The organism is Nonomuraea phyllanthi, assembly GCF_006334985.2.
GTDB classification, from domain to species: Bacteria; Actinomycetota; Actinomycetes; order Streptosporangiales; family Streptosporangiaceae; genus Nonomuraea; species Nonomuraea phyllanthi.
This window is the reverse complement of record NZ_VDLX02000013.1, coordinates 126,715-153,476: the sequence shown is the minus strand read 5'-3', so window position 1 is coordinate 153,476 and position 26,762 is coordinate 126,715. Positions and strand designations below refer to the sequence as shown.

Here is a 26,762-nt window from a genome sequence, read left to right as displayed (position 1 = left end):
CTGACGCCGTACGGCCCGGCGTCAGCCGGTCAGCGGGTGGGGCTCCGGCCGGGTTCGTTGACGGCGTCGGCCTGGCGGCCACGGCCGGGTTCGTTGACGGCGTCTCCCCGCGTCGTGGGCTGGAGCGACTCCTGTGTGGGCGGCGGGCCGGTCTGCTCGGGCTGCTCGTCCTGCCCGCCGCCGTCGCCCGGCGGCTGGTCGCCGTCGCTCGGCTGGTCCGTCTCCGGCTGGTCGGTGAACGGCGGCGCGGTGATGTCGGGCTCAGGGGTGTCGGTCCAGTCGCCTGGGCTGTCGGTCGGGCGCGTGTAGTCCTGCCGCGGGATGTCCTCGCTCCGGTCCGGCGTCGTGTAGTCGGGGCCCCAGCCGTAGTCGGACGGCTCGGGGAACTCCTCCACCGGCTCGTCCGCCATGGCCTCCGTCATGAACGCCCGCCAGACCTGCGCCGGCAGCTGGCCGCCGAACTGCGTGCCGTAGCCGGGGATCGTGACGGTCGCGTTGTCGTCCCTGAACATGTCGACCGCGACGGCGAGCTGCGGCGTGAACCCGTTGAACCAGACCGACTTGGAGTCGTCCGTGGTGCCGGTCTTGCCGGCCACGGGGCGGTCGTAGAGCCGGGCGGCGGTGCCGGTGCCGTACTTGACGACCTGCTGCATCGCGTACGTCGTGTCGGCCGCGGCCTGCTCGCTGACCACCTGCGTCGCGACGGGCTTGACAACCTGCTTGACGCCCTCGGCGTCGGTGACCGACCGCACCACGTGGGTCTCCATGTGCACGCCCTTGTTGGCGAACGTGGCGAAGCCGGAGGCGTTCTGGACGGCGCTGACCGAGGCCACGCCGAGCGGGAAGGAGGCGGCGTCCTGGTGCGGCTGGATCTGGGCGGCCGGGATGCCGGCCGCCTCGGCGGTCTCGGCCACCTTGTCGAGGCCGACCTTCTGGCCGAGGTCGACGAAGGCGGTGTTGACGGAGTTCTGGGTGGCCTGCACGAGGTTGATCTGGCCGTAGGAGCGGTCGCTGTCGTTGGGGATGGGCTTGTCGGCCGAGGCGACGCGCAGCGGCGAGTTGCCGTCGACCCGGGTGGACAGGTCGAAGCCGTTGTTGAGGGCCGCGGCCAGCGTGTACGGCTTGAACGTCGAGCCGGCCATGACCTTGGCGGAGAACGCGCTGTCGTACTGCGATTGCGCGGGCCGTCCCCCGTAGAAGGCGACGACCTCGCCGGTGGCGGGATCGACGGCGGCCAGGCCGGTGCGGACCTTCTTCGGCGTGGAGTCGGGCAGCACGTCCTTCACCGCCCGCTCGGCCGCCTGCATGAGCTTCTTGTCGAACGTCGTGACGACCTTCAGCCCGCCGCCGTTGATGTCCTCGTCGCTGTAGCCGCGCCGGTTGAGCTCGGCGGTCACCTGCTCCAGCATGTACTGGGCCTGGCCTTTGAGCTGGAAGGGCTTCTTCGGAGGGGCCAGCTCGGGGAAGCGCTGGGCGGCCACCTGCTCGGGCGTCAGCGCGCCGGTCTGCCCCATCGCGTCGATCACCGACTGCCAGCGGCGCCTGGCCGCCTCCAGGTCGGCGCCCTCGGGGTCGGCGAAGCGGCTGGGCTGCTGGATCACGGCCGCGAGGTAGGCGCCCTCGGCCACGGTGAGCTGGTCGACGTGCTTGCCGAAGTAGGCGCGGGCGGCGGACTCGACGCCGTTGGCGCCGCGGCCGAAGTAGATGGTGTTGAGGTACTGCTCCAGGACCCAGTCCTTCGACTTGGACTGGTCGACCTTCATCGCGATGAGGATCTCTTTGAACTTCCTGGTGACCGAGCGCTCCTGGCTGAGGCCGCTGTAGTAGTTGCGCACGAGCTGCTGGGTGATCGTCGAGCCGCCCTGGAGCTGCTGGCCGCTGACGGTGGACCAGACGGCGCGGGCGGTGCCCTTGACGGAGACGCCGCCGTCCTCGTAGAAGGAGCGGTTCTCGGCCGCGATGACCGCGTCACGTACGTGCTTGGGCACCCGGGCCAGTTCGACGTTCCTGCGGTCGACGCCCCGGCGGGCGAGCACGGTCTTGCCGTCGCGGTAGTAGATCACCGAGCCCTGCGCGGTGGCGTCCTTCTGCGTGGTGTCGGGAATGGGGGTCATCGCCCACGCGATCGCGAAAAGCCCGACCAGTACGAAAATTCCCGCACCGATGGAGATTGCCGTTATTCGGAGAACTCGTCGTTTTCGCATCCCGTTGCCACCGCCACTCCGCACCCTCGACCCCCTCGTCAAGCGTCGCCCAACCCCCGCAAGCTGGGCGAATGCCCAAGGGTAAACGATCGATATCGGTGCCCTGTCCCAAAGCGATAGTACGGCCCGCGCTAGCCCCGGCGGGGGACATCGGCGACCAACGGCAGCACTCGGTATGGAACGGGTGTGTCAAGCACGATGATCGAATTGGTCCTCAGCACACCCTGAACATCCACGATGCGATCGATGACCCGTTGCAGATCGGCATTCGTCCGCGCGACCACGCGGCAGAGCAGGTCGCTGTCGCCGGTGATCGTGTGCACCTCCAGCACCTCGGGGATCGCGGCCAACTGGTCGGCCACCGGGTCGTGCCCGGCGACCTGCCTGATCTCCATGCTGACGAAGGCGGTGACATCGTAACCCAGGCCCTCGGGCGACACGTCGGGCCCGAACCCGGTGATCACTCCCCTGGCGACCAGCCGGTCGAGCCTCGCCTGCGCGGTGCCGCGGGCCACGCCGAGCCGGCGCGAGCATTCGAGCACGCCCAGGCGGGGCTCCTCGGTCAGGAGGGCGATCAGTCGTGCGTCCAGCTCATCGATCGTCATACTGTACAGATTTACCGGACATATCCCTAACAGGCTAGACAGGTTGTCCACCGTGTAAAGCAACTGTTGCGCAGGTCGTCCAGGAATATCGAGAGTTGGGGGTATGAGTGATGCTTTTCCGGTCAACGGCATGGACGCCGTCGTGTTCGCCGTGGGCAACGCCAGGCAGGCGGCCCACTACTACTCGACCGCGTTCGGGATGAAGCTGGTCGCCTACCGCGGCCCCGAGAACGGCAGCCGGGACGAGGTGGCGTACGTGCTCGTCTCGGGCAGCGCCACGTTCGAGTTCCGGGGCTCGCTGCGCCCCGGCACCGACCTGGCGCGGCACGTCGCCGAGCACGGCGACGGCGTGATCGACCTGGCCATCCAGGTGCCCGACGTCGAGGCGGGCCACGCGTACGCGGTCGCCCACGGGGCCACGGGGCTGGCGGAGCCGTACACGCTGGAGGACGAGCACGGCAAGGTGCAGCTCGCGGCCGTCGCCACCTACGGCCAGACCCGGCACACGCTGGTCGACAGGTCCAACTACCACGGCCCGTACCTGCCCGGATACGTGGCCGCCGAGCCTCTGGTGGCGGCGCCCGCGACGAGGACCGGGCGGCTCTTCCAGGCCGTCGACCACTGCGTCGGCAACGTGGAACTCGGCAAGATGGACGAGTGGGTGGAGTTCTACCGGAACGTGATGGGCTTCACCAACATGGCGGAGTTCGTCGGCGACGACATCGCCACCGAGTACTCCGCGCTCATGTCCAAGGTCGTGGCCGACGGCACGCGCAAGGTCAAGTTCCCGCTCAACGAGCCGGCCGTCAGCCGCAGGAAGTCGCAGATCGACGAGTTCCTGGAGTTCTACGGCGGTCCTGGCGTGCAGCACATCGCGCTGGCCACCAACGACATCCTGGCCACGGTCGACCACATGCGGGCGGCCGGCGTGCAGTTCCTCGACACGCCCGAGTCGTACTACGACGACCCGGAGCTGCGGGCGCGCATCGGAAAGGTGCGGGTGCCGATCGAGGAGCTGAAGAAGCGCAGGATCCTCGTGGACCGCGACGAGGACGGCTACCTGCTGCAGATCTTCACCCAGCCGGTCCAGGACCGGCCCACCGTGTTCTTCGAGCTGATCGAGCGGCACGGCTCGCTCGGATTCGGCAAGGGCAACTTCAAGGCGCTGTTCGAGGCCATCGAGCGGGAGCAGGAACGCAGGGGCAACCTTTAGTTTGTCCCGACTTGGTGGTGGTCATCAGGAGTTCATGGGATCACCACCGGGTCTGGCGGGGCGCTGGCGACGGCTGTTCGCCGGCGTCCTCGACTGGCTCGTCATCAACGTCATCTCCGCCCCCTTCACGCTGCCGAGCTGGGAGTACGTCTGGGACCGGGGCAGGGGCGCCTGGGAGCGCTACCCGGTGGAGCAGACCTTCGCGACCGGGCTCGTGGCCTTCCTCTACTTCTGGCTGCTGCACGCCTTCTGGAACGGCCAGACCCTGGGCAAGCGGCTGTTCGGCATGCGGGTGGTGCAGGACTACGGCGCCAGGATCACCGTGACGCAGGCCGCGGTGCGACAGGCCGCGGCCACCGCGTTCGAATGGCTCTGCTGCGTCGGCATGCTGCTTGACCTCGGCTGGATCCTCTTCGACCCCCGGAAACAGGCCCTGCACGACAAGGTCGCGAGGACCGTCGTCGTCAATGCCTGACCCAGCGTAAGATTCTGGTCACGGTTTGAAGGGGGCTGGATGGGGGGCCATAAGCCGATGCGTACTCACTGGCGCGAGGTGGCACTGCTGGCGACGCTGGCCGGCGTCCTCGGGTGCGCGCCGACCACCGACCCGCCGTCGCTCGCCGACCACCGGCTCGACGACCCGCCCCCCGCCCTCTCCCACCGGCCGGGCGCGGCCGGCATCGGCGACCCCGACTTCCCCACGGACGGCAACGGCGGCTACGACGTCTCCCACTACGGCCTGGTCGTCGACTACGTCCCCGCGACCAAGCAGCTCAAGGGCGTCACCACCATCAAGGCCGCCGCCACCCAGGGCCTGTCCCGCTTCAACCTCGACCTGGCCGGGCTGAAGGTGAGCGGGGTCCGCGTCGACGGCGCCGCCGCCGAGTTCAGCCGCAACGGCGACGAGCTGACCGTGACGCCCGCCGAGCCGATCGACGTCCGCTCCCGCTTCACCGTCAAGGTGACCTACGCCGGCGTGCCCCAGGCGGAGAAGGACAGCGCGAACCTCGGCACGTACGGCTTCGTCCCGACCCCCGACGGCGCGTTCGTGGCCTCCGAGCCCGACGGCTCCAAGACCTGGTTCCCCAACAACGACCACCCCGCCGACAAGGCCACCTACGACTTCAAGATCACCGTGCCCGCCGGGGTGACCGCGCTGGCCAACGGCGAGCTCGTGGGCAAGCCCACGACCGCCGGCGGCAAGACCACCTACCACTGGCGCGAGCGGCACCCGATGGCCAGCTATCTGGCCACGGCCACGATGGGCAAGTTCGACCTGCGCGAGGGCCGCACGCCCGGCGGCATCCCCGAGACCGCCGCCGTCGACCCCAGGTTCAAGTCCGCGCTCGACAAGCTCTACACGGTCTCCGGCGAGGTCACCGACTACTGGTCCAAGGTCTTCGGCCCCTACCCGTTCTCCTCGACCGGCGGCATCGTCGACGACTTCGCCGCCGGCTACGCCCTGGAGAACCAGACCAAGCCGCTCTACGGCGGCTTCGCGCCCGACGCGAGCATCATCGCCCACGAGCTGGCCCACCAGTGGTTCGGCGACAGCCTGACCATCAGGCGCTGGAAGGACCTCTGGCTCAACGAGGGCTTCGCCACCTACGCCGAGTGGCTCTGGTCGGAGCACAAGGGCAAGCGGACTGCCAAGGCCATCTTCGACGAGTTGCACGCCCAGCCGGCCACCAGCCCGATCTGGGCCTACCCGCCGGGGCGCGCCCTGCCCCACGACCTGTTCAACATGTCCGTCTACACCCGCGGCGCCATGACGCTGCAGGCCCTGCGCGACGCCATCGGCGACACCACCTTCTTCAAGCTGCTCCAAGACTGGACCGCCGCCCACCGCTACGGTCATGTCACGACGGACGAGTTCATCGCCCTCGCCGAGCGGCTGTCCGGCAAGGACCTGTCGAAGCTCTTCGACGCCTGGCTCTTCCAACCCACTCGCCCGGCCTGACCCGCGCGCCTGACCTGCGGGGAAACGCTTCTCGTCGCCCGATCCAAGTACGGGTGTAAGGCGAACGACGAAGGGAGCGAGGCCAGTGCGCCTCAACGAAGACCCCGCGGCCTTTGAGGCCTTCTATCGCCGCCACGTCGATGCCGTGATGAAGTTCGTGGTCCGGCGGGTGAGCGATCCTCACCTCGCCGCCGACCTGACGGCGGACATCTTCCTGGCGGCACTGGACTCGGCGCACACCTACGTGCCCGGCCGGGGCAGCGAGATCGCCTGGCTGTACGGCGTCGCGCGCAACGTCGTGTCCGCCCAGCATCGGAGGGCGGCCAGGGAGGCGCGGGCGACCGGCCGCCTCGCGGGCCGTCGCCTGATGGACGACGACGATCTCGCCAGGATGGAGGAGCGGATCGACGCCGAGCGCCAGATGCGCAGCGCTCTGGAGGCCATGCGCGGCCTGCCGGAGGGCGAGCGCGCGGTGCTGGAGCTCGTGGCGATCGACCAGCTCACCGTCGCCGAGGCCGCCGCGGCCCTGGGCGTCAGACAGGTGACCGCGCGGGTCAGACTGCACCGGGCGAGACGGGCCCTTGAACACGTCGCTTCGCCGCCACCTGTGTACGTGGAAGGACAGGCATGAGCAACTTCGAAGAGCGCCTTCTCAGTGCACTCACGGAAGAGATCGCGACGCGGAAGGCGGAGAACGGGATGACGACGACAACGACACCGGTGAGGCGCGGCTCGCGGCGGCGCCTCGTGGGGCTGTCCGCGGCGCTGGCGGGGGTCGCGGCGGCCGCCACCGCGGTGGTGACCCTGACCGGGCTCACGAGCAGCCCGGCGTACGCGGTCACCAAGGCATCCGACGGGGCGGTCAGCGTGCAGATCCACGAGTTCAGCGACCCTGAGGGGCTGGAGGCCGAGCTGGCCCAGGCGGGGGTCAAGGCCGTGGTGGACTACCTGCCGCAGGGGCAGACCTGCAAGGACCCGCGCGGCTCGGCCGGCACCGCTTCTGGGCGGTTTGGGGCGAGCATCAGGCGCTCGGGCGACGGGATCGCCTTCACCATCGAGGAGGGGCAGGTGCCGGCCGGTGAGACGCTGGTGCTGACCGTCTCGAAGAGCGAGGACGGTGCCGACAGGCCGCCGTTCGCGACCTCGCTGCAGGTCGTCAAGGGTGCGGTGGCGGCGTGCGTACCCACCTCGATGCCCGTGCCCGGCGACGGCGGGGCCGGCGCGAACTTCGAGGACGACGGCGGGGCGGGCTTCCACACGAAGACGGAGGGCAAGGACCAGGGCCCCAGCCTCAGCACCGGAACCGAGTGACCCACCCCGCGGGCCGGCACCTCATCCCCGGCCCGCATCGGCCCGGCGGCTCCTCCCGGGGAGCGCCCGGCGCACACCAGGCCGGCGACGCCATCCGGTGATCGCCCGGCCGCACCAGGCCCGGCGGCCCTCCCGAGCAGACGGGGTCGCCGGGCCTTCAGCCCCAGTAACGCTCGCCCGCCAGGATCAGGGCCGCCGCCCCGACCAGCCCGGCATCCTGGCCCAGGGCGGCGGGCACGACCTCGACCCGGCGGGCGAACCGCATCCTGGCGTGCTCGCGCAGCGCCTCCTCCAGCGGGCCGAACAGCGGCTCCCCCGCCTGGGCCAGCCCGCCGCCGATGGTGACCAGGTCCAGGTCGCACAGGTGGGTGGCGGAGGCGATGGCGATGCCCAGCGCGCGCCCGGCCCGGCACATCGCCGTCAACGCCACCGGTTCCCCGGCCAGCGCGTCCGCCGCCAGCACCCGAGCGGTCACCGCCCGATCCTCCCGATACGTCTCCCCAGCGCCCGCCACCCGCGCACCGGCAAGCGCGGCCGGGTCCCCACGCTCGCCACCAGGACGGGTCACGGCGCCGGATCCACCGGCCATGGCGGTCACGGCACCCGGCTCCCCTGCCCGAGCGGACGCGCCACGGGACCCACCGCCTCCAACGGACGCACCAGAGCCGGCGCCCCCGACGGACGCCCGAGCGGGTGCGGCCTCAGGGACCGCGGCTCGCACGGGCTCCAACCCATCACGCGCGGCCTGCACCCCGCCGTCGACCGCCTCCGCCGCGGAGCGCACGCCTCCGGAGCGAGGGGTCCAGCCGTGGGCGAGGGCCCAGGCGGTGAGGGCGGGGCCGCTGGCGACGGCCTCCAGGCAGCCGTGCCCGCCGCACCCGCACCGGGGCCCGCCCACCGGCTCGACGACCACGTGACCGATGTGCCCGGCGTTGCCGGTCCTGCCGTTGACCAGCCGTCCGTTCAGGATCAGCCCGCCGCCCACCCCCGTGGACACCACCATCCCCAGCATGTGGGAGGTCCGGCGCCCGGCGCCCTTCCAGTGCTCGGCCACGGCCAGGCAGACGGCGTCGTTGTGGAGCCGTACGGGAACGCCGGGAAAGAGCGCGGCCAGCCGGGTGCGGAGGGGGAAGCCGCGCCAGCCGGGGATGTTCAGCGGCGAGACGTCCCCGCCGGGCCGGCTCATGGGCCCGCCGCACCCCACGCCCACGCCCTCGGCACCGGCCGACAGCGGTGAGACGAGGTCCACGAGGGTCCGCCACAGGGTCTCGGCGTCCGCGCCCTGCGGCGTGCCGACCCGTACGGACCGGGTCACGGTGCCGTCGTGCGCGACCAGCCCGGCGGCCAGCTTGGTGCCGCCGACGTCGATCGCCAGGATCACGGGCGGGCCACCGTACCGAGGGCGCTCACGAGCCGCCGCTGGAGAACACCAGCACCGACGCCGTGAACCCGTGCACGTGGTTGTGGCCGGCCACCGGCCCGACCTCGCCGGCGGCGAAGAAGCCGGCCATGCCGATGGGCCCCAGCGTGTCGCGCAGCGCGACCGGGTCGTGGTCGGCCGTGCCGAACATGGCCGAGCCCCGGCCGTTGCACGAGAACAGCAGCGCCCCGTCCACCTTGCCGAGCTGTTCCCGGTGGGCGTCCAGCAGGTCATACAGGTCCTCGTCGGCGGTGGCCGCGTCGCGCACCTGGAAGCGCACGGTCCTGCCGACCTCCACGATGTCGCCGATGGCCACGGCCTCGCGCTCCGGGTCGATGCCGATGACGCCCCTGATGAGGAAGTCGCCGCGTTCGTGGCGTTCGGCGTACTCGTTCATGGCCAGGCCGATCTGCAGCCCCGCGGCGACGAGCTCGCGGTCGTCCTCGTCCAGATCGGTGACGATGTCCTCCAGGCGGGCGAGCGCCGGCTGGCCGGCCAGTTCGAGGAGCAGGTTGTCCTCCGAGGCGGTCACCACCATGCTGGGGCCGATCGGGCGGCAGCCCTGGCTCACCACCGTACTGATCTTGACCGGGCCGCTGATCAGCACGCCGATGGCGCCCTCGGTGTAGACCTCGCCGTCGGCGAACAGCCGTACGGAGCCCCGTCCCTGCAGCCCGTTGGCCAGCCCGCCGATCAGCGGCAACTCGCCGAGCACGTCCACGGAGCGCTCGACGAAGGCGTCGGTCGGGAAGGTGTACGGATCGGCCAGCAGGATCGCCACATGGTCGTCACCGCCCCGCTCCGGCAGCCCGACCACCACGAAGCGGTCCTCGGCCGCCAGCGTCTCCAGCGCGAAGGTCGTCAGCCTCGCGCCGTCCAAGGTCGCCGCCCACGCGCTCACAGCGGGTGTCAGCTCCACCCCCTGCCCGTCACCGATCACCCCCGTGGCGCTGCATCCGATCACGTGCGCGTCGGGTGCGAGCTTCATCGCGGCCTCACCGGCTCGCGCGACGTCATCGGGATCGTCCCCGCAAATGAAGAAACAGACCAGGTCGGCTCGGCCGCTGAGCCTCGCCAGTGCCCGGCCGACGGCGGTCTCCGCGGCCTCCACCAGGTCGGAACCCACGGCGAGGCCGTCGGCGAAGCGGCTCGTCATCAAGGCCACGCGTCTCGCCTCCCTCGACATGTCAAAGTTCCCTAGCCCCGTTTCTCCCCACTAAAAGGACAAGCACGCGCACGAACCGTCACTCAATAATCGAGATCCGTAATCTCCGCCAGATGTGAAACTCTCTGCCGTATCGCGCGCAGGGGACGTAGTCTCGATCCCGTGCATCAGCCACGTATTCTCCGCGAGTTGCGAGAGAGCGGCCACGTTCATCGCACCGTCAAAGCCGAAGTCCGGGAAAACCTGCTGGCCAAGCTGCGGGCGGGCGAGCCCCGCTTCCCCGGCATCGTGGGCTTCGACGACTCCGTCCTGCCGCATCTGGAGCGGGCGCTGCTCGCCGGCCACGACCTCGTGCTCCTCGGCGAGCGCGGTCAGGGCAAGACCCGGCTCATCCGCACCATCACGGGCCTGCTGGACGAGTGGACCCCGGTGGTCGAGGGTTGCGAGATCAACGACCACCCGTACGCGCCGGTCTGCACGCGCTGTCAGACGCTGGCGCGGGAGCTGGGCGACGAGCTGCCGGTGGCGTGGAAGCACCGCGACGAGCGTTACGGCGAGAAACTCGCCACGCCCGACACCTCCGTGGGCGACCTGATCGGCGACGTCGACCCCATCAAGATCGCTGAGGGGCGCACCCTCGGCGATCCGGAGACCGTCCACTACGGCCTGGTCCCCCGCACCAACCGCGGCGTCTTCTCCGTCAACGAGCTGCCCGACCTGGCCGAGCGGATCCAGGTGTCGCTGCTCAACGTGCTGGAGGAGCGCGACATCCAGGTGCGCGGCTACAACCTGCGCCTGCCGCTCGACATCCTGCTCATCGCCAGCGCCAACCCCGAGGACTACACCAACAGGGGCCGGATCATCACCCCGCTGAAAGACCGCTTCGGCGCCGAGATCCGCACCCACTACCCGACGACCGTTGAGGACGAGCTGACGCTCATCCGCCAGGAGTCCATGCCCGACATCGGTGCCGACGTGCCGGAGCACCTGGTCGAGGCGATCGCCCGGTTCACCCGGCTCGTGCGCGAGTCCACGGCCGTGGACGCCCGCTCCGGCGTGTCGGCGCGTTTCTCGATCGCGGCCGCCGAGACCGCGGCGGCCTCCGCCGTGCGCAGGGCGGCGCTCGCGGGCGAGGAGCAGGCCGTCACCCGCGTGGTCGACCTGGCCTGCGTGGTCCACAGCCTGCGGGGCAAGGTGGAGTTCGAGGTCAGCGAGGAGGGCAGGGAGACCGAGATCCTGGCCCACCTGCTGCGCAGGGCCACGGCGGAGACGTTCAGGACCCGGCTGGGCGGCATGGACCTGTCGGCGATCATCGACAAGTTCTCCGAGGGCACCCAGGTGGAGTCGGGCGAGCTGGTCCCCGCCGGCGAGCTCCTGCACCGGATGGGGCCCGTCCCGGGGCTGGCGAAGGTCATGTCGCGGCTCGGCATGGGCGCGGGCGAGGAGTCGCCCGGGCACGCGGCGGCGGCGCTGGAGTTCGCGCTGGAGGGGCTTTACCTCATGCGGCGCCTGTCCAAGGAAGACCTTGACGGCGTGTCCGTCTACCGCACGTGAACATCACGGCGGTCCCTCGCGTCATAGTGGGTAGTTCACCACACCGACCGGGGGATCGCCGATGCGCCTGCTTGCCTGTGCCACCGCTCTCGCCATGGGAGTTTTCACCGTGCCCGCCTTCGCGGAGACCACCGAGGTCGTGTACGGGTACGCGTGGGGCGACGGCGAGGGGCACCTGCGGATCGTGCCCAGATCGGCCGCGTTCGTCCACGAGGGCGACGTCAAGAGCTACCGGCTCAAGGCGCTGACGGGCGCCAAGGAGCTGCGGCTCGGCTACACCGGCGCCGCCTTCGGCCGGGTCACGGTGGCGTGCGACCTGAAGGAGACCGAGGGCCAGGTGGCGCTCGACGCCAAGGGGCTGGGCCGCACGGGCTGCGCGCCCCGCGATCTCGACACCGAGCTGGACCGCGGTCCCGTCCCGCTGCGCATCGAGTACGCGGGCCGCGACGCCGTCAGGATCAACGAGTTCCTGGTCACGCGGTGGCCCGCCCCGCAGACCGCGCGCGGCACGATCAAGCGGGTGGACGACTCCACCGTGGTGTTCGCGAGCGGCGGAAAGCGGGTCAAGCTCGGCTACACCTACGCCACCTCCTTCCACCGCACCACGGCGCGGTGCCGGGACGGGTGGCTGGCGGGCCGGCCGGTCAACGCCGGCCGGGACGGCCTCGGCAGGAAGTCGTGCACGCCCGCCGACCTGACCAGGGCGCTCAAGGCCACCGAGCACCCCGTCCTCGTGCAGCTCGACTACACGCCGGGGGTCGGCGCGGTGAACGAGGTGTGGGAGGTCTTCGGCGACGCCTGACGGCCCTCACGGGGCTCCTGTGCTGGGCTCTGCGGGTCTCACGGTGAGCGCCATCGGGGCGCGGAAACGGACGGATCGGGTTAGCGTGGGTGCGTGATGGCCTTTCGCTATGGCGAGTACCACGACGGCCCCGACCCCCTCGCCCCGCCCTACGACGTGCGGGCGGCGCTCGACGAGATGGGCGACGCGATCCTCTCCGGCTCGACGCCGGTCCACGCCCTGCGCGACCTGCTCAAGCGCGGCCTGCCCGGCGCTCAGGATCGCCGCGGGCTCGACGACATGCTCAGGGAGGTGCGCAGGCGCCGGCGCGACCTGCGCGAGCGCGGGCGGCTCGACGGCACCCTCGAGAAGGCGCGGGCGCTGCTCGACAAGGCCATCGGGCAGGAGCGGGCCGAGCTGTTCCCCGACCCGTCCGACGACGCGCGGCTGCGGGAGGCCGGGCTCGACGCGCTGCCCGAGGACACCGCCGCCGCGATCCAGGAGCTGAGCACGTACGAGTGGCGCTCCCAGGCGGCGCGGCAGACGTTCGAGGAGCTGCGCGACCTGCTGCGGCGGGAGGTCCTGGACAGCCAGTTCAGGGGCCTGCGGGACGCCCTGGCGAACCCGGACCCCGAGGCGATGGAGCGCGTCCGGCAGATGATGTCGGACCTGAACGACATGCTGGACAAGGACGCCCGCGGCCAGCACACCCAAGCCGACTTTGACGCCTTTATGGCGAAATATGACGACATGTTCCCCGAGAAGCCCCGCAACCTGGAGGAACTCGTCGACATCCTGGCCCGCCGCGCCGCCGCAACGCAGCGCATGCTGGCCTCGATGACCCCGCGCCAGCGCGAGGAGCTGGCCGGGCTGATCAACCAGACGCTCGACCAGGCCGGGCTCTCCGACGAGATGCGCCGCCTGGGCGAGGCCCTCTACGCCCGCCGCCCCGACCTGGCCTGGAACGCCCCCGAGCGGCTCACCGGCGAGGAGCCCCTGGCCATGGGCGACGCCGTCACGGCCCTGGAGGAGCTGGCCGACCTCACCCAGCTGGAGACAGCCCTGCGCCAGGACTACCCGGGCGCGCGGCTGGACGACATCGACGAGTCCGCCGTACGCCGTGCGCTCGGCCGCTCCGCCGTCGACGACCTGGAGGCGCTCAAGCGCATCGAGCGGGAGCTGGAGCAGCAGGGCTACCTCCTGCGCCGGCGCGGCAAGCTGGAGCTCACCCCCAAGGCGGTCCGGCGGCTGGGCGAGACGGCGCTGCGCCGGGTGTTCACCTCGCTCGACGCGGGCCGCCGCGGCGACCACGACCAGCACGACGCGGGCTCGGCCGGGGAGCTCACGGGCTCGTCCCGGCCGTGGCGCTTCGGCGACGAGCAGCCCATCGACGTGGTCCGCACGCTGGTGAACGGCGTCCGCAGCGGCGGCGTCGCCGTCCCCGGCACCACCACCCGCGGAGCCGTGCGGGCGGCCGGATCGGGCGGGCGGGTCGCGGTCCGCCTCTCGGTGGACGACTTCGAGGTGGCCGAGACCGAGCGCCGCAGCGCCGCGGCCGTCTGCCTGCTCGTGGACCTGTCGTACTCCATGGCCCTGCGGGGCACCTGGGCCGCCGCCAAGCAGACGGCGCTGGCGCTCCAGGCCCTGGTGGCGTCCAAGTTCCCGCAGGACGCCGTCCAGATCATCGGCTTCTCCAACTACGCCAGGGTCCTGCAGCCCGACGAGCTGGCGGGCCTCGACTGGGACATGGTCCAGGGCACCAACCTGCACCACGCCCTCCTGATCGCCGGCCGCCACCTCGACCGCCATCCCGACTTCGAGCCAGTGGTGCTGGTGGTCACCGACGGCGAGCCCACGGCCCACCTGATGCGCAACGGCAGGTCGGCGTTCGAGTGGCCGCCCTCGCACGAGACCCTGGAGCTCACGCTGGCCGAAGTCGACAAGATGACCCGCCGCCGGGCCACGCTCAACGTGTTCATGCTGGCGGCGGACGACCGGCTGAAGGAGTTCGTGGACGAGGTGGCGCGCAGGAACGGCGGCCGCGTCTTCTCGCCGAGCGCCGAGCGCCTGGGCGAATACGTCGTCAGCGACTTCCTCCGCCTGCGCCGCGCCCGCTGAAACTGTCGGTGCCGTTTGGGAAGCTGCCGGTCATGAACGACGACGACGTACGCCTGCGCGACGTGGTGGAGGCCGACCTTGAGGTGTTCCTCGCCCACGAGCACGATCCCGAGACGGTCCGGAGGTCGAAGTTCCAGCCCCGGCCCCGGGAGGCGTTCCTCCGCCACTGGGAGACCCAGGTCCTCGGCGACTCCACGGTCTTCGTGCAGGCGGTGACGGTCAACGGCGAGCTGGCCGGCAACGCCGTGGCCTGGTGGGAGGGCGACAGGCGCTTCATCGGCTACGTGTTCGGCCGCGAGTTCTGGGGGCGCGGCATCGGCACCCGCGCCCTGGAGCTGTTCCTGCGGGAGGAGAAGGCCCGCCCGCTCTACGCCGACCCTTACGAGGGAAACACCGGGTCGGTGCGGCTCCTGGAGAAGCACGGCTTCAAGCGGTCGGGCACGGTGCGGCACGGCGACAACGAGCACATTATGCTGATCCTCCACGACGAAGCGCCGTAGCAAGGCGGATCCCCAGGTGACCGAGCCCTCGACGACCGCCCTCACCCCCAAGCCCCCCGACACCGGGTCGCCGTCGACCACGACCGCCCCCGAGCGGCCGGGCACAGGATGGGCGCTGGGCGGAAGCGCGTTCCCGCCACCACCCACCGGGTTGCTCCGGGCGCGCGTCGCCGCCGAGGCGCAGGGCGAGGGCGGGCAGGCGTGACCGGCTCGTGGGGGTGGGACCTGCTGATCGGCCTGGCGGTCGCGCTGCTCGTCACCTGGCTGGCGCTGATCGGGGCGCTGGCGATCGTTCGGCCGCGCGGCGGGCTGCTGCGCGAGGCGCTTCGGCTGCTCCCCGACGTGCTGCGCCTGGTGCGCCGCCTGGCCGCCGACAGGTCTCTGCCGCGCGGCGTGCGCGTACGGCTGGCCCTGCTCCTGGCCTACCTGGCTTTCCCCATCGATCTGGTGCCCGACTTCATCCCGATTCTCGGTTACGCCGACGACGCCATCATCGTCACGGCGGTGCTGCGCTCGGTCGTACGGCGGGCCGGCCTGGACGCCGTACGCCGCCACTGGCCCGGCACCGACGACGGCTTCACCGTGCTCCGCCGCCTGACCGGCCTGAAATAGGCCCGCCTTCTTCGAGCCCCACAGCCGCCGGCGCCCCCGTCCAGCCCAGCCCGTGAAAAGGCCGGCCGCGACAGTGCGCGGCCGGCCCATGCGGGGTCAGTTGTTCGGGCCGTCACCGGGGTCGGTGGCGGCGGCGTGGCGGGCGGACTCGGCGATCGCCTGGAGCGAGTCCAGGTGGCCGGTGAGCGCCCGGCGGCCCTCGGCGGTGAGGGCGAGCCAGGTGCGGGGCCGCTTGCCGACGTACCCCTTGCGGACTTTGACGTAGTCGGCGTCCTGCAGCGCGGAGACGATACGGCTGACGCTCGCATCGGAGACCTGGGCGTAGTCGCGCACGGCGCCGAACTCGGCCTCCAGGCACCCCGACAGGAACGCCATGATGGTCAGCCGCGTCGGGTGCTGGATGACCTCGTCGAGCGCGGGCGGCGGGACGTGCTCCTCGGTCATGACCGGCCCTGGCCTTCCGCCCAGGCGGTGACCGCCCACAGAGCGGCACCGGCCAGCACGGCGGACGCGATGGCGCCGCCCGCCTGCCCGAACGGGAGCGCCGCGAGCCAGCCGAGGCCGAACGCGACGACCGGGATCGCCTGGATCAGGATGCGCTGCCCGACCGGGCCGTGGGGCATGGTGATGACTCCGCCGCGGCTCGCCACCAGGACGTGTACGCCGAGGAACGCCACCAGGGCCACGCCGGCGACGATCAGGAGCGGGATCTCGCCGTTCCAGGGGCCGCAGATCACTCCGAAGACCACCGCGAACAGCAGCCCGCGCGCCGCGCCGTACCATCCCGGGGCAGCCGGCCGCGAGCGGGCCGCTTCCCGTGCGTGCTCGGCGGCTTCCAGCGCCTGGCGAGCGGCCTGGGCGTCTGCGGCAGAGGGGTCGTTGCGCGTCATGGGAACTCCTTCTCCTCCTCCAGCGGAAGTACTTTCAAAGTAGCATCTACTTTTGGATCGCGAAAGTACTTACGCGCCCGAGATTCGAGAACCGGCTCATCCAGGGGTGCGGGCAGCGCGAAGCGCGGGCCTCCATCGGGAGGTCCGCGCTGTCAGAGGGGGAGACTCAGGCGCCTACGAGGCTGGAGTAGAAGGCGAGGGCCACGTCGAAGCCGTCACGGCAGTTGCGGTGCGAGCGGTAGCAGGGGCGCCAGGCCGAGCTGGCGCCGACCCCGGCCCTCGCGTCGTCGAGCGCCGGGCGGACGCGCTCCGGCTTGGGCAGGAGGCCGTGACCCAGGTAGCGGATGCCGTTCAGCTCGGTGTGGGCGCCGCGCCCGCCGGAGACGAACGTGCCGAGGCGCCAGCCGCTCTCCTCGTCCCACACCAGCGCGCTGCCGTCGGCTAGCAGGAGCGTGGCGTCGCGCGGGTCGCACGGCCCCTCCCACCAGTCCGCGACCTCAGGTCCGAGCGCGTCGATGACGTGCCGTACATAACCGGCCGGCTGCCGCAGCCACTCCTCGGTGTACGGCTCGACGTGCCTGATGGCCACGGATGGCACCCCCTTGTGCCCTTACGGCGGGAAAGCGTGACGGCGAAAAATGACGAAGCACAACCATACCCGCGCCGAACTTATTCCGTTGCATCGCCGTCTAGTCATTACGGACGATATTTACGTCCGACACGGGGAAGGAGGAGTGCCCATGATAGCCACGGTCCTGCTCATCGTCCTGATGGTCGTCGCAGTCGCGACCACGGAGGTGATCATGCGGTGCTCCGTGAAGGGCAAAGCGGGTGTCGAGTCCCCTGGCGAGATCACCGGCGACTAGTCTCTCCGGCATGTCGTCCCTGCTTCTCTGGCTGCACATCGGATTCGCGATCTTCACGATCGGCCCGATCACCGCCGCGACGATGGCCGCGCCGCGCGTCATCCGCAACAAGAACGTGCCCGCGCTGCAGAACATCGAGCGCATGACAAGGTTCTACGGCCTCGGCTCGCTGGGCGTGTTCGTGTTCGGGCTGGCGCTCGGCGCGGTGCTCGGCGACGGGATGCTCGGCAGGTGGTACATCACGGCCTCGATGACGCTGTTCATCGTCGCCGCGGTGCTGCTCGTCATCATCGACCGCGACCTGCGCGCCGCCCTCCGGGCGCTCTCCAGCGAGAGCGCCGAGGACGACGCGAAGGTGCAGAACGGGCGGATCGCCGCGATCAGCGGGCTCGTGTCCGTGATCTGGCTGGTCATCCTGGCCCTGATGGTGTTCCCGACCGGCTGAGCCTCATCCGCCGGGGTCAACGCCAGGTTCAGGCGAGCGCCCGGGTGAGGTCGGCCAGCAGGTCGTCGACGGTCTCGATGCCGACCGACAGCCGCACCAGGTCGCTCGGCACCTCCAGCGGCGACCCGGCCGCCGAGGCGTGCGTCATCCTGCCCGGGTGCTCGATCAGCGACTCCACCCCGCCCAGCGACTCGCCCAGCGTGAAGAGCTTGGCCCGGTTGCACACCTCCACGGCCTCCGCCTCGCCCCCGGCGACGCGGAACGACACCATGCCCCCGAACCGCCGCATCTGCTTGGCCGCCACCTCGTGCCCCGGGTGCTCGGGCAGCCCGGGATAGAGCACCTCGGTGACCCGGGGGTGCGCCAGCAGCAGGTCGACGACGCGCTCGGCGTTGTCGCAGTGGCGGTCCATGCGCACGCCGAGCGTCTTGAGCCCGCGCAGCGTCAGCCACGCGTCGAACGGCCCGGCCACCGCCCCCATCGCGTTCTGGTGGTAGGCCAACTCCTCCCCCAGCCCGCGATCGGCGGCGACCAGCGCCCCGCCGACCACGTCGGAGTGGCCGCCCACGTACTTGGTGGTGGAGTGGACGACGACGTCGGCCCCGAGAGAGAGGGGCTGCTGCAGGTACGGCGACGCGAACGTGTTGTCCACGACCAGCAGGGACCCGTTGTCGTGGGCCAGCCGCGCCAGGCCGGCGATGTCGGCGATGCCGAGCAGCGGGTTGGTGGGCGTCTCGACCCAGACGATCCTCGTCTTCTGCGTCATCGCCGCCGCGACCGCGTCGAGGTCGTGCAGCGGGACCGGGTCGTAGTGCAGCTCCCAGCGCTGCTGCACCTTGGCGAACAGGCGGTACGTCCCGCCGTACGCGTCGTTGGGGATGATGACGTGGTCCTGCGGCTTGCACACCGCGCGCAGCAGGGTGTCCTCGGCGGCCAGCCCCGAGGCGAACGCCAGCCCGCGCGCCCCGCCCTCCACCGCCGCCAGCGCCTCTTCGAGCGCCGTCCTGGTGGGGTTGGCCGAGCGGCTGTACTCATATCCGGAACGCAGGCCGCCCACGCCGTCCTGTTTGTACGTGGACGTGGCGTAGATCGGCGGCACGACCGCGCCCGTCACGGGGTCGGCCTCCTGACCTGCGTGGATGGCCAGCGTCTCAAAACCGTTGCTCATAGGGCCACGTTACCGAAGCCGGATCCCCGTTGACGCGCGACAGCAGCACGGGGTCGGCGAGCGCGAGCAGCACCCCGACGACCAGGCCGAGACCCAGCAGGACGAACCCGATGACCACCATTTCTGTCCCCCTTTCGACGTGTCCAGCATCGGCCGCACCGCCACTTCCGCACCTCCGCTGAAGGGTGGGTCTCCGGCCGGAGGGCTCGGCCGAACGGTTGATACGACATGTCCGACTTCCGGCTTAGGCTCAAGGCCGTGGGGGACAGCAAACGCATCGTGTACTGGATACGCCGGCTGAGCGAGATCGCCATGGTCGGCTGGCTCGGCATGATGCTGCTGCTCGACCTGGTGGTCGCCTTCGGCACCGGAGGCTTCCAGTGGCTCGTGCCCGCCTGCGGCGCGAGCGGCATCGCGGCCGTGGTGCTGCGCCGCCGGTACCGGATCGAGGGGTTCTGCGCCATGCTGGCCCTGTCGTTCGGCACGTCCCTCGTCATCGGCGCCACCGGGCTCGCGGGGGTGCCCGGCATGACCGAGACCGGATCGCTGCTGATCCTGACCATCGGGGTGCTGCGGCACGTGGAGCCGGTGCACCGGGCGGCGGTGCTCGCCTGCGTGGGCCTGATCGTGCTGATGGCCGAGGCCGTCGGGCGCGACTACCACAACTCGGGGCTGGCGTTCTCGTTCCTGCTGTTCGCGGGGTGGTCGACGGCCGCCGGAGCCGGCGGTTACCTGCGGTTCCAGCAGGAGCGCCGCGTGGAGGCGGTCCATTCGGTACGGCGCGCGGAACGGCTGGAGCTCGCCAGGGAGCTGCACGACCTGGTCGCCCACTACATCACGGGCATCGTGGTCCAGGCGCAGGCCGCGCGCACGGTCGCCGAGACCAGCCCGCAGGCGGTCGCGCCCGCCCTCGACGCCATCGCCTCGGCCGGGTCGGAGGCGCTGACCTCGATGCGGCGCATGGTGACGGTGCTGCGCACCGAGGACGACGCCGCCCGCAAACCCGGCGTCACGCTGGCCGACCTGCGGATACTGACCGACCGGTTCTCGGCCGACGGGCCGAAGGTGGCGTTCGAGATCGGGCCGGGGCTGAACGATCACACACTGCCGCCGGAGGTCATGACCACCCTGCACCGGGTGCTCCAGGAGGCGCTGACGAACGTGCGCAAGCACGCCTCGCGCACCGCCTGGGTCGAGGCGACCCTGCGGCGCCACGAGAGGATGGTGGCGCTGCGGGTGCGGAACTTCGGGGCCGCGTCAGACCCGCGGGTCTCCCGGCTCGGCGGCGGGTTCGGGCTGGTGGGGATGGCCGAGCGGGTGGAGGCGCTGGGCGGCCGGCTGCACGCCGGCCCCTCCGCCGAGGGCGCCTGGCAGGTGCTCGCCGAGTTCCCTCTCCCCTAGCGCCCGCGCGAACTCCTCGCCGCCGAGAGAGCCCTTCCGGAAGTCCGCCCCCTCCCTCACGGCCCGCTCGAACGCGGCGTCGCCGAGCGCGGCGCGCGCCCGCCGGCCGATCCGCTCCACGTCCCACCGCTCGCCGGGCGGCAGCGGCGCCCCGACCTCCTTCCGGATGGCCGTGGCCGCCCCCAGCAACCTCGCCGCCTCCACGAGCTCGCCACCGTCCCGGCCGGCCCCGAGTGACAGCGCCCCTGCCAGGCCCTCGATGGCCAGCGCGACCGCCCGCGGGTCGGCCGTCGCCCGCGCCGCCTCGTACCCCTCCCGGTGCCTGGCCAGCGCGGTCGCCACGGCTCCGCGCTGCTCGGCGGCGAAGCCCAGCTCCGCCATCACGAACGCGATCCCCGGCGTCCCCCGCACCCGCCGCAGCCAGTCCAGCAGCGACAGCAGGTACGACTCCGCCCGCTCGTACCTGCCCTGCCGCCTCGCGCTCATGGCGAGGCCGAGCACGGCGTTCTCCTCGGCCGACTTGTACGACTGCTCGACCGCCACCCTCCTGGCCCGCTCGTGGTAGTCGTCGGCCCGCTCGTGGTCGCCCGCCAGCATCGCGATCCGCCCCAGCGCGGCCAGCTTGAACGACACCTCGAACCCCAGCTCCTCGGCCAGCCGCAGCCCCTCCTCCCGCAGGCGGGCGGCCCTGCCGTAGTCGCCGCGGATCTCGGCCGCCCGGTCGAGCACGTCCATGGCCTCGATCTGGCCCCAGGCGTCGCCCAGCTCCCTGAAGATCTCCAGGCCGCCGGCCCCGTCCCGTTCCATCGCCGCCAGGTCGCCCCGGCCGACGGCGAGCTTGCCGCGCAGGCACAGCGCCGCCGCCTCGCCCCACCGGTCGCCCAGCTCGCGGTACGCCTCCAGCGCCCGCCCGGCCGCCGCCTCGTGCGCCTGCCGGTCGCCGTAGGCCCAGCCGACGTGGCTCAGGAACCAGTCGGCCAGCGCGCCGCCCGCCCGGTCGAGGCCGGCGCGGCGGACCGGCGAGGGAGGCTCGCCGATCCGCGCCTCGATCCCGGCCAGCCACACCGACGCCCGCGCACCCCCATCCGCCTGAGCCGCCTCCGTCACGGCCTGTGATGCCAGGGCCGCCGCCAGCGACCGGCGCGCCTCGCGCAGCCGTCCGCGCAGCACCCAGTACCACGCCAGCGCGTTGACCAGTCGCAGCGCCTCCGGCCCCGCGAGGGCGAGCCGGAGGTTGGCGCTCTCGGCGTCCAGCCGGCCGAGCCACTCCCGCTGCCCCGGCCCCCTGAGGTCGGCGCGTTCGGCCAGCGCGGTGTAGTAGCGGGCGTGCCGGTCCCTGATCGCATCGTGCTCGCCCGCCTCCCGCAGCCGCTCCACGCAGTACGCCGCCACGGACTCCAGCAGCCGGAAGCGCGGCCCGGCCACCCGCACGACCAGCGACCGGTCCACCAGCCTGGCCAGCGTGTCGAGCACGTCCACGCCGGGCTCGGCGCTCACCGCCTCGGCCGCGTCCAGCGTGCACCCGTCGGCGTGCACGGCCAGCCGCCGCAGCACGACGCGCTCGGGGCCGGACAGCAGCTCCCAGCTCCAGTCGATCATCGCCCGGAGCGTGCGCTGCCGGGCGGGCGCGTCCCGCGTCCCGGCGCTGAGCAGTCTGAACCGGTCGTCCAGCCGGGCGGCCAGCTCCTCGACGCCGAGCGCCCGCACCCGGGTGGCGGCCAGCTCCAGCGCCAGCGGGATGCCGTCGAGCCGCCGGCAGACGGTCGCCACGGTCTCGCTCGGCCGGACGTTCGCCCTGGCCGTGAAGAGCCTTACGGCGTCGGGCTCGGGCAGCGGCGGCACCGCCCGTACGTGCTCGCCCGTCACGTTCAGGGGCTCCTGGCTGGTGGCGAGCACGCGCAGCCCCGGAGCGGCGCGCAGCAGGACGGGCACCAGCTCGGCGACCTGCTCCACCAGGTGCTCGCAGTTGTCGAGGACGAGCAGCATCCGCCGTCCGGCCAGCGCTCCCGCCAGCCTGGGCGCGAGCGCGCCGGCGCCGTCGTCCCGGACGCCGAGCACCGCCGCGACCGTCTCGGCCGGGTCGGCCGCGCCCGCCAGCTCGACCAGGCGTACGGGGCCCGCGAGGTCCGCGACGGCGGCCAGGGCGAGCCGGGTCTTGCCGACGCCGCCCGGCCCGGTGAGCGTCACGAGCCGTGCGGTGTCGAGCAGCCCGCGCACCTCGGCCAGCTCCGCCTCCCTGCCCACCAGCTCCGTGACAGGCGCCGGCACTCCGCCGGGCAGCTCCGTGACAGGGGCAGGCACCCCGCTGGGCGGCTCACCCGGCGCCGGGCGTTCCGCCAGGTCACGCGCTCGCCGCTCGGGCGGGGTCACGCGGGCCGGCGCCCGTGCGGCCAGGTCGGGGTCGTGGCGCAGGATGGACCGGTGGAGGCGGGCCAGCGCTGGTGACGGGTCCAGCCCCAGCTCCTCGGCCAGCCGCCCCCGCAGCTCCCCGTACACCTCCAGGGCCTCGCTCTGCCGCCCGCCCCGGTAGAGCGCGGTCATGTGGGCGGCGACCAGCCGCTCGCGCAGCGGGTGACGGGCCACCAGCCCGCCCAGGTCCACGGGTTCGCCCAGCTCCAGACGTACCTCAGCCTGCTCCTCCAGCACCGCCAGGCGCGTCTCCTCAAGGCGCGCCGCCTCGGCGCGGACGAAGGCGGCGTCGGGAAAGTCGGCGTACGCGGGCCCCCGCCACAGTGCCAGCGCCTGCTCCAGCTCCTCGGCGCGCTGCAGCGGATCAGGCGTGCGGCGGGTCACGAGGGCACGGAAGCGGCCGGCGTCGGAGTCGGCGGAGGCCAGCCGGTAGCCCGCGGGGCCGCGCACCACCGAGCCCGGATCGCCGAGCGCGCGGCGCAGCTGGGAGACGCGGGCCTGGAGGGTGCCGACCGGGTTACGGCCCGGCCTGGCGCCCCACAGGTCGTCGACCAGCCGGTCCGCGGAGACCGGCCCGCCCCCGTGCGCCAGCAGGTCGGCCAGGAGCGCGCGCACCTTGGGCTCGGCCACCCGCACCGGCGAGCCGTCCTCCGCCCAGGCCTCCAAGGGACCCAGCACCCCGAAACGCACCACACCACGTGCAACCCGTAGCGAGACGGAAGGATTTCCGTAGCGGCGTACCCGAGGGTGTCGGGCATGAGTCACGTGACAGTCGTGGGACTCGGCCCGATGGGGTCGAAGATGGCAGAGACGTTCCTCGCCGCCGGGCACGAGGTGGCGGTGTGGAACCGTACGGCGAGCAAGGCCGCGCCGCTGGTCGCCAAGGGCGCCAGGCAGGCGGCGAGCGCTGCGGACGGCGAGCTGCTGGTGGTCAGCCAGATCAGCTACCAGGCGATGTACGACAGCCTCGGCGACGCCGGGCTGGACGGGAAAGTGGTGGTCAACCTCAGCTCCGACACGCCCGAGGCACTGCGCCGGGGGGCTCGGTGGGTGGAGGAGCGCGGCGGCACCCTGATCACGGCGGGCATCATGGTCCCGCCGCCGGGCATCGGGCAGCCGGGCGCGTACACCTTCTACAGCGGCCCCAAGGACGTGCTCGACCGGCACGCCGGGACGCTGGCGGCGCTGAGCGAGGTCACCTACGTCGGGCCGGACCAGGGGCTGGCGATGATGTACTACCAGGCCCAGCTGCTGATCTTCTGGTCGAGCCTGACCAGCTTCATGCACGCCATGGCGCTGCTGCGCACGGCCGGCACCTCGCCGATGGAGTTCCTGCCGTTCGCCCGGGATCTGTTCACGCAGTTGGGCAGTGACGGCCCCATGGGGTACGCCAAGATCCTGGCCGGCGAGTTCGAGGCCGGCGAGTATCCGGGCGGGCAGAACTCCCTGCACATGCAGGCCGTCGGCATCGGCCACGCCGTGGAGGCGCTGGCCGAGGCCGGGCTGGAGACCACGGTGCCGGAGGCGCTCAAGGCGCTGTTCGAGCGGGCCGACGCCGAGGGGCGCGGCCACGAGGGCCTCGGCACCGTGATCGAGTCGATCGGAAAGCCCTGACGGGGCCGATCGGAAGGCCCTAGTGGTTCGCGAGGAAGGCGAGCAGGTCCTGCCGGGTGATCAGCCCGGCGGGCTTGCCGTCCTCCAGCACGACCACCGCATCCGCCTTCTCCAGCGCTTCCACCGCACGCGCCACAGGTTCACCGTTGCCGATCGTGGGTAGCGGCGCGGACATGTGATCGGCGATCGGGTCGTCGGAGGAGAGCCTACCGTGGTAGAGGGCTTCGAGGAGGTCTCGCTCGACGATGGAGCCGACCACCTCGGCCGCCATGACCGGCGGCTCCTCCTTCATCACCGGAAGCTGCGACACCGAGTATTCGCGCATGATCGCGATGGCGGTGCTCACGGACTCGTGCGGATGCGCGTGCACGAACTCCGGCAGCCCCGGCCCCTTGCGGGCCAGCACGTCGCCGACCAGGCCCTCATCGGACGACGTGGTCAGGAAGCCGTAGTCGGCCATCCAGTCGTCGTTGAAAATCTTCGACAGGTAGCCGCGGCCGCCGTCGGGCAGCAGCACGGCGATCACGGCGTCGGGCCCTGCCGCGGCCGCCACGCGCAGCGCGGCGACGACGGCCATCCCGCACGAGCCGCCGACCAGCAGCCCCTCCTCGCGGGCCAGCCTGCGGGTCATGGTGAACGAGTCCCTGTCGGACACCGCGATGATCTCGTCGCAGACCTTGGTGTCGTACGTGGCCGGCCAGATGTCCTCGCCGACCCCCTCCACGAGGTACGGCCGGCCGCTGCCGCCGGAGTAGACCGAGCCCTCCGGGTCGGCCCCGATGACCTTCACCCGGCCGCCGGAGATTTCCTTGAGGTAGCGGCCGGTGCCGCTGATCGTGCCGCCGGTGCCGATGCCGGCGACGAAGTGGGTGATCTTCCCCTCGGTCTGCTCCCACAGCTCGGGGCCGGTCGAGTGGTAGTGGGAGTCGGGGTTGTTGACGTTGGAGTACTGGTCGGGCTTCCAGGCGTTGGGCACCTCGCGGGCCAGCCGGTCGGACACCGAGTAGTACGAGTCGGGATGGTCGGGCGAGACGGCCGTCGGGCAGACCACCACCTCCGCCCCGTAGGCCCGCAACACCGAGATCTTGTCCTGGGCCACCTTGTCCGGCACCACGAACAGGCACCGGTATCCCTTCTTCTGGGCCACGATCGCCAGGCCCACGCCCGTGTTGCCGGACGTCGGCTCGACGATCACCCCGCCCGGACGCAACTGGCCGGACGCCTCGGCGGCCTCGATCATGCGCACCGCGATGCGGTCTTTGACCGAGCCGCCCGGGTTGAGATATTCGACCTTGGCCAGCACCTGCGCGGACAGCCCCGCCGTGACCTTGTGCAGCCGGACGAGCGGAGTGTTCCCGATGAGGTCGACCAGGGAATCGTAAACGCGCACCGAGGTGTTCACCTTCTTTACAGAAGCTTGGTCAGCTTGCCTGTGGCCGAGATCCGATGGGGGTGGCAGGCCCTCGGCTAGTTTTCAAGCAAACGCTACCGCCGAGTTCGACTAGGAGGACACGTACGTGGTCTGGCCAGCGGGTATGGCGCGTGCGGCACGCAGGATCGCGACCGCGGCGGCGCTCGGAGGGGGCGGGCTGACGGCGCTGGGCGCCACCGCCTACGGTCTGCTGATCGCCGAAGGGCTGCTCGCCCGCAAGGCGATCGGGCGCCCGCACGGGCTGGACGGTCCGCCGTCCGACGGGACGTACGGCGACTTCGCCGGCGAGCCGCTCAAGATGGCGATGCTGGGCGACTCGACCTCCGTGGGGCTCGGCATGACGGAGGCCGCCCACACCCCGGGCGTGCTGCTGGCCAACGGCCTGGCGGCGGTGGCCGAGCGCCCGGTGCAGCTGCTCGTGGCCGGCAAGTCGGGCGCCCCGTCGGCCGAGCTGGGCGAGCAGGTCGACAAGGCTTTGGCCATCGAGCCCGACGTGGCGATCATTTTCGTGGGGGCCAACGACATCATCACGCAGACGCCGCCCGCGACCGCCGTACGCCATCTGACCAAGGCCGTGCGGCGGCTGCGTGACGCGGGCGTCGAGGTGGTCGTGGGCACCTGTCCCGACCTCGGCACGGTGCGGCCGATCGCGCAGCCGCTGCGCTGGGTGACGCGGCGCTGGAGCCGCCAGCTCGCTGCGGCGCAGACGGTGGCGGTGGTCGACGCGGGGGGCCGGACGGTGGCGTTCGCCGACGTCCTGGGGCCGGAGTTCGCGACAAATCCGACAGAAATGTTCGGACCGGATCGTTTCCATCCATCTGCCCGAGGTTACGCGCAGGCCGCTTACGCGGTGCTACCGTCAGTATGCGCTGCGTTGAGGCTGTGGCCCGAGCCGCGGCCCGCACGTGGCGAAGCACTGCAACCGATTTACCTCGCGGCGGCTACGGCCGCGGAGGAGCCCGGCACCGAGGTCACCGCGACCCGGGTCGACGGGCGGGCGACGGGCCTGCACGGAAAGTGGGCGACGCTGCTCCGCCGGCGGCTCGGCGAGACGGTCGACGACGCCCGGCGTGGGACACCGTGAGGGTCTGAGG

At 71.9% G+C, this 26,762-nt stretch carries 26 protein-coding genes and 1 pseudogene; 16 read left to right on the top strand and 11 right to left on the bottom strand.

Annotated features, from left to right (window positions below; translation table 11 throughout):
• Positions 1-29 precede the first annotated feature (29 nt).
• Both FH608_RS31680 and FH608_RS31675 read right to left on the bottom strand, forming a co-directional pair.
• The gene (locus tag FH608_RS31680; RefSeq protein WP_226900075.1) at positions 30-2,114 is read right to left on the bottom strand and encodes a transglycosylase domain-containing protein; all 2,085 of its coding nucleotides are present in this window, start codon (positions 2,112-2,114) and stop codon (positions 30-32) included.
• A 221-nt stretch (positions 2,115-2,335) separates the two neighbouring features.
• On the bottom strand, positions 2,336-2,809 hold the full coding sequence (locus FH608_RS31675; RefSeq protein ID WP_139636022.1) for an Lrp/AsnC family transcriptional regulator: 474 nt from the start codon (positions 2,807-2,809) through the stop codon (positions 2,336-2,338).
• Positions 2,810-2,912: 103 nt separating this feature from the next.
• Here FH608_RS31675 and hppD point away from each other — a divergent pair, with 103 nt between their 5' ends.
• The 5 genes from hppD to FH608_RS31650 all read left to right on the top strand — a co-directional run bounded on the left by hppD (position 2,913) and on the right by FH608_RS31650 (position 7,293).
• The gene (gene hppD / locus FH608_RS31670; protein ID WP_139636021.1) at positions 2,913-4,022 is read left to right on the top strand and encodes a 4-hydroxyphenylpyruvate dioxygenase; all 1,110 of its coding nucleotides are present in this window, start codon (positions 2,913-2,915) and stop codon (positions 4,020-4,022) included.
• Positions 4,023-4,056: 34 nt separating this feature from the next.
• Positions 4,057-4,497 (top strand): RDD family protein, encoded by a 441-nt coding sequence (locus tag FH608_RS31665; RefSeq protein WP_139636019.1) that lies wholly within the window; start codon positions 4,057-4,059, stop codon positions 4,495-4,497.
• A gap of 57 nt (positions 4,498-4,554) precedes the next feature.
• A complete protein-coding gene (locus tag FH608_RS31660) occupies positions 4,555-5,982 on the top strand; it encodes a M1 family metallopeptidase (RefSeq protein WP_139636017.1) in 1,428 nt (475 codons plus the stop codon).
• Positions 5,983-6,067: 85 nt separating this feature from the next.
• Entirely contained in the window at positions 6,068-6,613 is a 546-nt protein-coding gene (locus FH608_RS31655; RefSeq protein WP_139636015.1) for an RNA polymerase sigma factor, read from the top strand.
• Positions 6,610-7,293 carry a hypothetical protein gene (locus FH608_RS31650; RefSeq protein WP_139636014.1) on the top strand — a complete coding sequence of 228 codons (684 nt, stop codon included), beginning with the start codon at positions 6,610-6,612 and terminating at the stop codon, positions 7,291-7,293. The genes FH608_RS31655 and FH608_RS31650 overlap by 4 nt, the downstream gene beginning before the upstream one ends.
• Before the next feature lie 157 nt (positions 7,294-7,450).
• On the opposite strand, the gene FH608_RS31645 is transcribed toward FH608_RS31650, so the two are convergent.
• Positions 7,451-8,674, bottom strand: coding sequence for an ROK family protein (locus FH608_RS31645; RefSeq protein ID WP_139636012.1), 1,224 nt, complete (start codon positions 8,672-8,674; stop codon positions 7,451-7,453).
• Positions 8,675-8,699: 25 nt separating this feature from the next.
• The gene (locus FH608_RS31640) at positions 8,700-9,869 is read right to left on the bottom strand and encodes an FIST signal transduction protein (protein ID WP_139636107.1); all 1,170 of its coding nucleotides are present in this window, start codon (positions 9,867-9,869) and stop codon (positions 8,700-8,702) included.
• A 171-nt stretch (positions 9,870-10,040) separates the two neighbouring features.
• On the opposite strand from FH608_RS31640, the gene FH608_RS31635 reads away from it, so the two are divergent.
• From FH608_RS31635 to FH608_RS31610, 6 genes are all read left to right on the top strand, one after another.
• The gene (locus tag FH608_RS31635) at positions 10,041-11,432 is read left to right on the top strand and encodes a sigma 54-interacting transcriptional regulator (protein ID WP_226900074.1); all 1,392 of its coding nucleotides are present in this window, start codon (positions 10,041-10,043) and stop codon (positions 11,430-11,432) included.
• A gap of 94 nt (positions 11,433-11,526) precedes the next feature.
• Positions 11,527-12,234 (top strand): hypothetical protein, encoded by a 708-nt coding sequence (locus FH608_RS31630; RefSeq protein ID WP_139636009.1) that lies wholly within the window; start codon positions 11,527-11,529, stop codon positions 12,232-12,234.
• Positions 12,235-12,330: 96 nt separating this feature from the next.
• Positions 12,331-14,331, top strand: coding sequence for a vWA domain-containing protein (locus tag FH608_RS31625; RefSeq protein WP_139636007.1), 2,001 nt, complete (start codon positions 12,331-12,333; stop codon positions 14,329-14,331).
• Between the two features lie 32 nt (positions 14,332-14,363).
• The gene (locus FH608_RS31620; RefSeq protein WP_139636005.1) at positions 14,364-14,831 is read left to right on the top strand and encodes a GNAT family N-acetyltransferase; all 468 of its coding nucleotides are present in this window, start codon (positions 14,364-14,366) and stop codon (positions 14,829-14,831) included.
• A 16-nt stretch (positions 14,832-14,847) separates the two neighbouring features.
• The gene (locus FH608_RS31615) at positions 14,848-15,036 is read left to right on the top strand and encodes a hypothetical protein (RefSeq protein WP_139636004.1); all 189 of its coding nucleotides are present in this window, start codon (positions 14,848-14,850) and stop codon (positions 15,034-15,036) included.
• Positions 15,033-15,443: a YkvA family protein gene (locus FH608_RS31610; RefSeq protein ID WP_139636002.1), complete on the top strand. Its 411-nt coding sequence runs from the start codon at positions 15,033-15,035 to the stop codon at positions 15,441-15,443. Before FH608_RS31615 ends, FH608_RS31610 begins: the two co-directional genes overlap by 4 nt.
• Before the next feature lie 96 nt (positions 15,444-15,539).
• Here FH608_RS31610 and FH608_RS31605 read toward each other — a convergent pair whose 3' ends face one another.
• The 3 genes from FH608_RS31605 to FH608_RS31595 all read right to left on the bottom strand — a co-directional run bounded on the left by FH608_RS31605 (position 15,540) and on the right by FH608_RS31595 (position 16,922).
• Positions 15,540-15,887: a transcriptional regulator gene (locus FH608_RS31605; protein ID WP_139636000.1), complete on the bottom strand. Its 348-nt coding sequence runs from the start codon at positions 15,885-15,887 to the stop codon at positions 15,540-15,542.
• On the bottom strand, positions 15,884-16,333 hold the full coding sequence (locus FH608_RS31600) for a hypothetical protein (RefSeq protein ID WP_139635998.1): 450 nt from the start codon (positions 16,331-16,333) through the stop codon (positions 15,884-15,886). The genes FH608_RS31605 and FH608_RS31600 overlap by 4 nt, the downstream gene beginning before the upstream one ends.
• 166 nt (positions 16,334-16,499) lie before the next feature.
• Complete coding sequence (locus FH608_RS31595; protein ID WP_226900073.1) at positions 16,500-16,922, bottom strand: DUF6292 family protein; 423 nt, start codon at positions 16,920-16,922, stop codon at positions 16,500-16,502.
• Positions 16,923-17,073: 151 nt separating this feature from the next.
• Between FH608_RS31595 and FH608_RS53915 the strand changes: the two genes are divergently transcribed.
• Both FH608_RS53915 and FH608_RS31590 read left to right on the top strand, forming a co-directional pair.
• Complete coding sequence (locus FH608_RS53915) at positions 17,074-17,199, top strand: hypothetical protein (protein WP_263008702.1); 126 nt, start codon at positions 17,074-17,076, stop codon at positions 17,197-17,199.
• A 10-nt stretch (positions 17,200-17,209) separates the two neighbouring features.
• The gene (locus tag FH608_RS31590) at positions 17,210-17,644 is read left to right on the top strand and encodes a hypothetical protein (RefSeq protein WP_139635994.1); all 435 of its coding nucleotides are present in this window, start codon (positions 17,210-17,212) and stop codon (positions 17,642-17,644) included.
• 28 nt (positions 17,645-17,672) lie between these two features.
• Here the strand turns inward: FH608_RS31590 and FH608_RS31585 are convergent, their stop codons facing one another.
• A complete protein-coding gene (locus tag FH608_RS31585; RefSeq protein WP_139635992.1) occupies positions 17,673-18,812 on the bottom strand; it encodes a cystathionine gamma-synthase in 1,140 nt (379 codons plus the stop codon).
• Complete coding sequence (locus FH608_RS51735; protein ID WP_153264942.1) at positions 18,796-18,933, bottom strand: hypothetical protein; 138 nt, start codon at positions 18,931-18,933, stop codon at positions 18,796-18,798. Before FH608_RS51735 ends, FH608_RS31585 begins: the two co-directional genes overlap by 17 nt.
• A gap of 107 nt (positions 18,934-19,040) precedes the next feature.
• Here FH608_RS51735 and FH608_RS54215 point away from each other — a divergent pair.
• Positions 19,041-20,144, top strand: a pseudogene (locus tag FH608_RS54215) (sensor histidine kinase); the annotation flags it as partial.
• On the opposite strand, the gene FH608_RS54210 reads toward FH608_RS54215, so the two are convergent.
• Positions 20,070-23,300: an AfsR/SARP family transcriptional regulator gene (locus FH608_RS54210; RefSeq protein ID WP_317135592.1), complete on the bottom strand. Its 3,231-nt coding sequence runs from the start codon at positions 23,298-23,300 to the stop codon at positions 20,070-20,072. The pseudogene FH608_RS54215 and the gene FH608_RS54210 sit on opposite strands and share 75 nt — an antisense overlap.
• A gap of 78 nt (positions 23,301-23,378) precedes the next feature.
• Between FH608_RS54210 and FH608_RS31570 the strand changes: the two genes are divergently transcribed.
• Complete coding sequence (locus FH608_RS31570) at positions 23,379-24,236, top strand: NAD(P)-dependent oxidoreductase (protein ID WP_139635988.1); 858 nt, start codon at positions 23,379-23,381, stop codon at positions 24,234-24,236.
• Between the two features lie 19 nt (positions 24,237-24,255).
• On the opposite strand, the gene FH608_RS31565 is transcribed toward FH608_RS31570, so the two are convergent.
• Positions 24,256-25,626 carry a cystathionine beta-synthase gene (locus FH608_RS31565; protein WP_139635986.1) on the bottom strand — a complete coding sequence of 457 codons (1,371 nt, stop codon included), beginning with the start codon at positions 25,624-25,626 and terminating at the stop codon, positions 24,256-24,258.
• Positions 25,627-25,771: 145 nt separating this feature from the next.
• Between FH608_RS31565 and FH608_RS31560 the strand changes: the two genes are divergently transcribed.
• Entirely contained in the window at positions 25,772-26,752 is a 981-nt protein-coding gene (locus FH608_RS31560) for an SGNH/GDSL hydrolase family protein (RefSeq protein WP_139635984.1), read from the top strand.
• Positions 26,753-26,762: the final 10 nt, after the last annotated feature.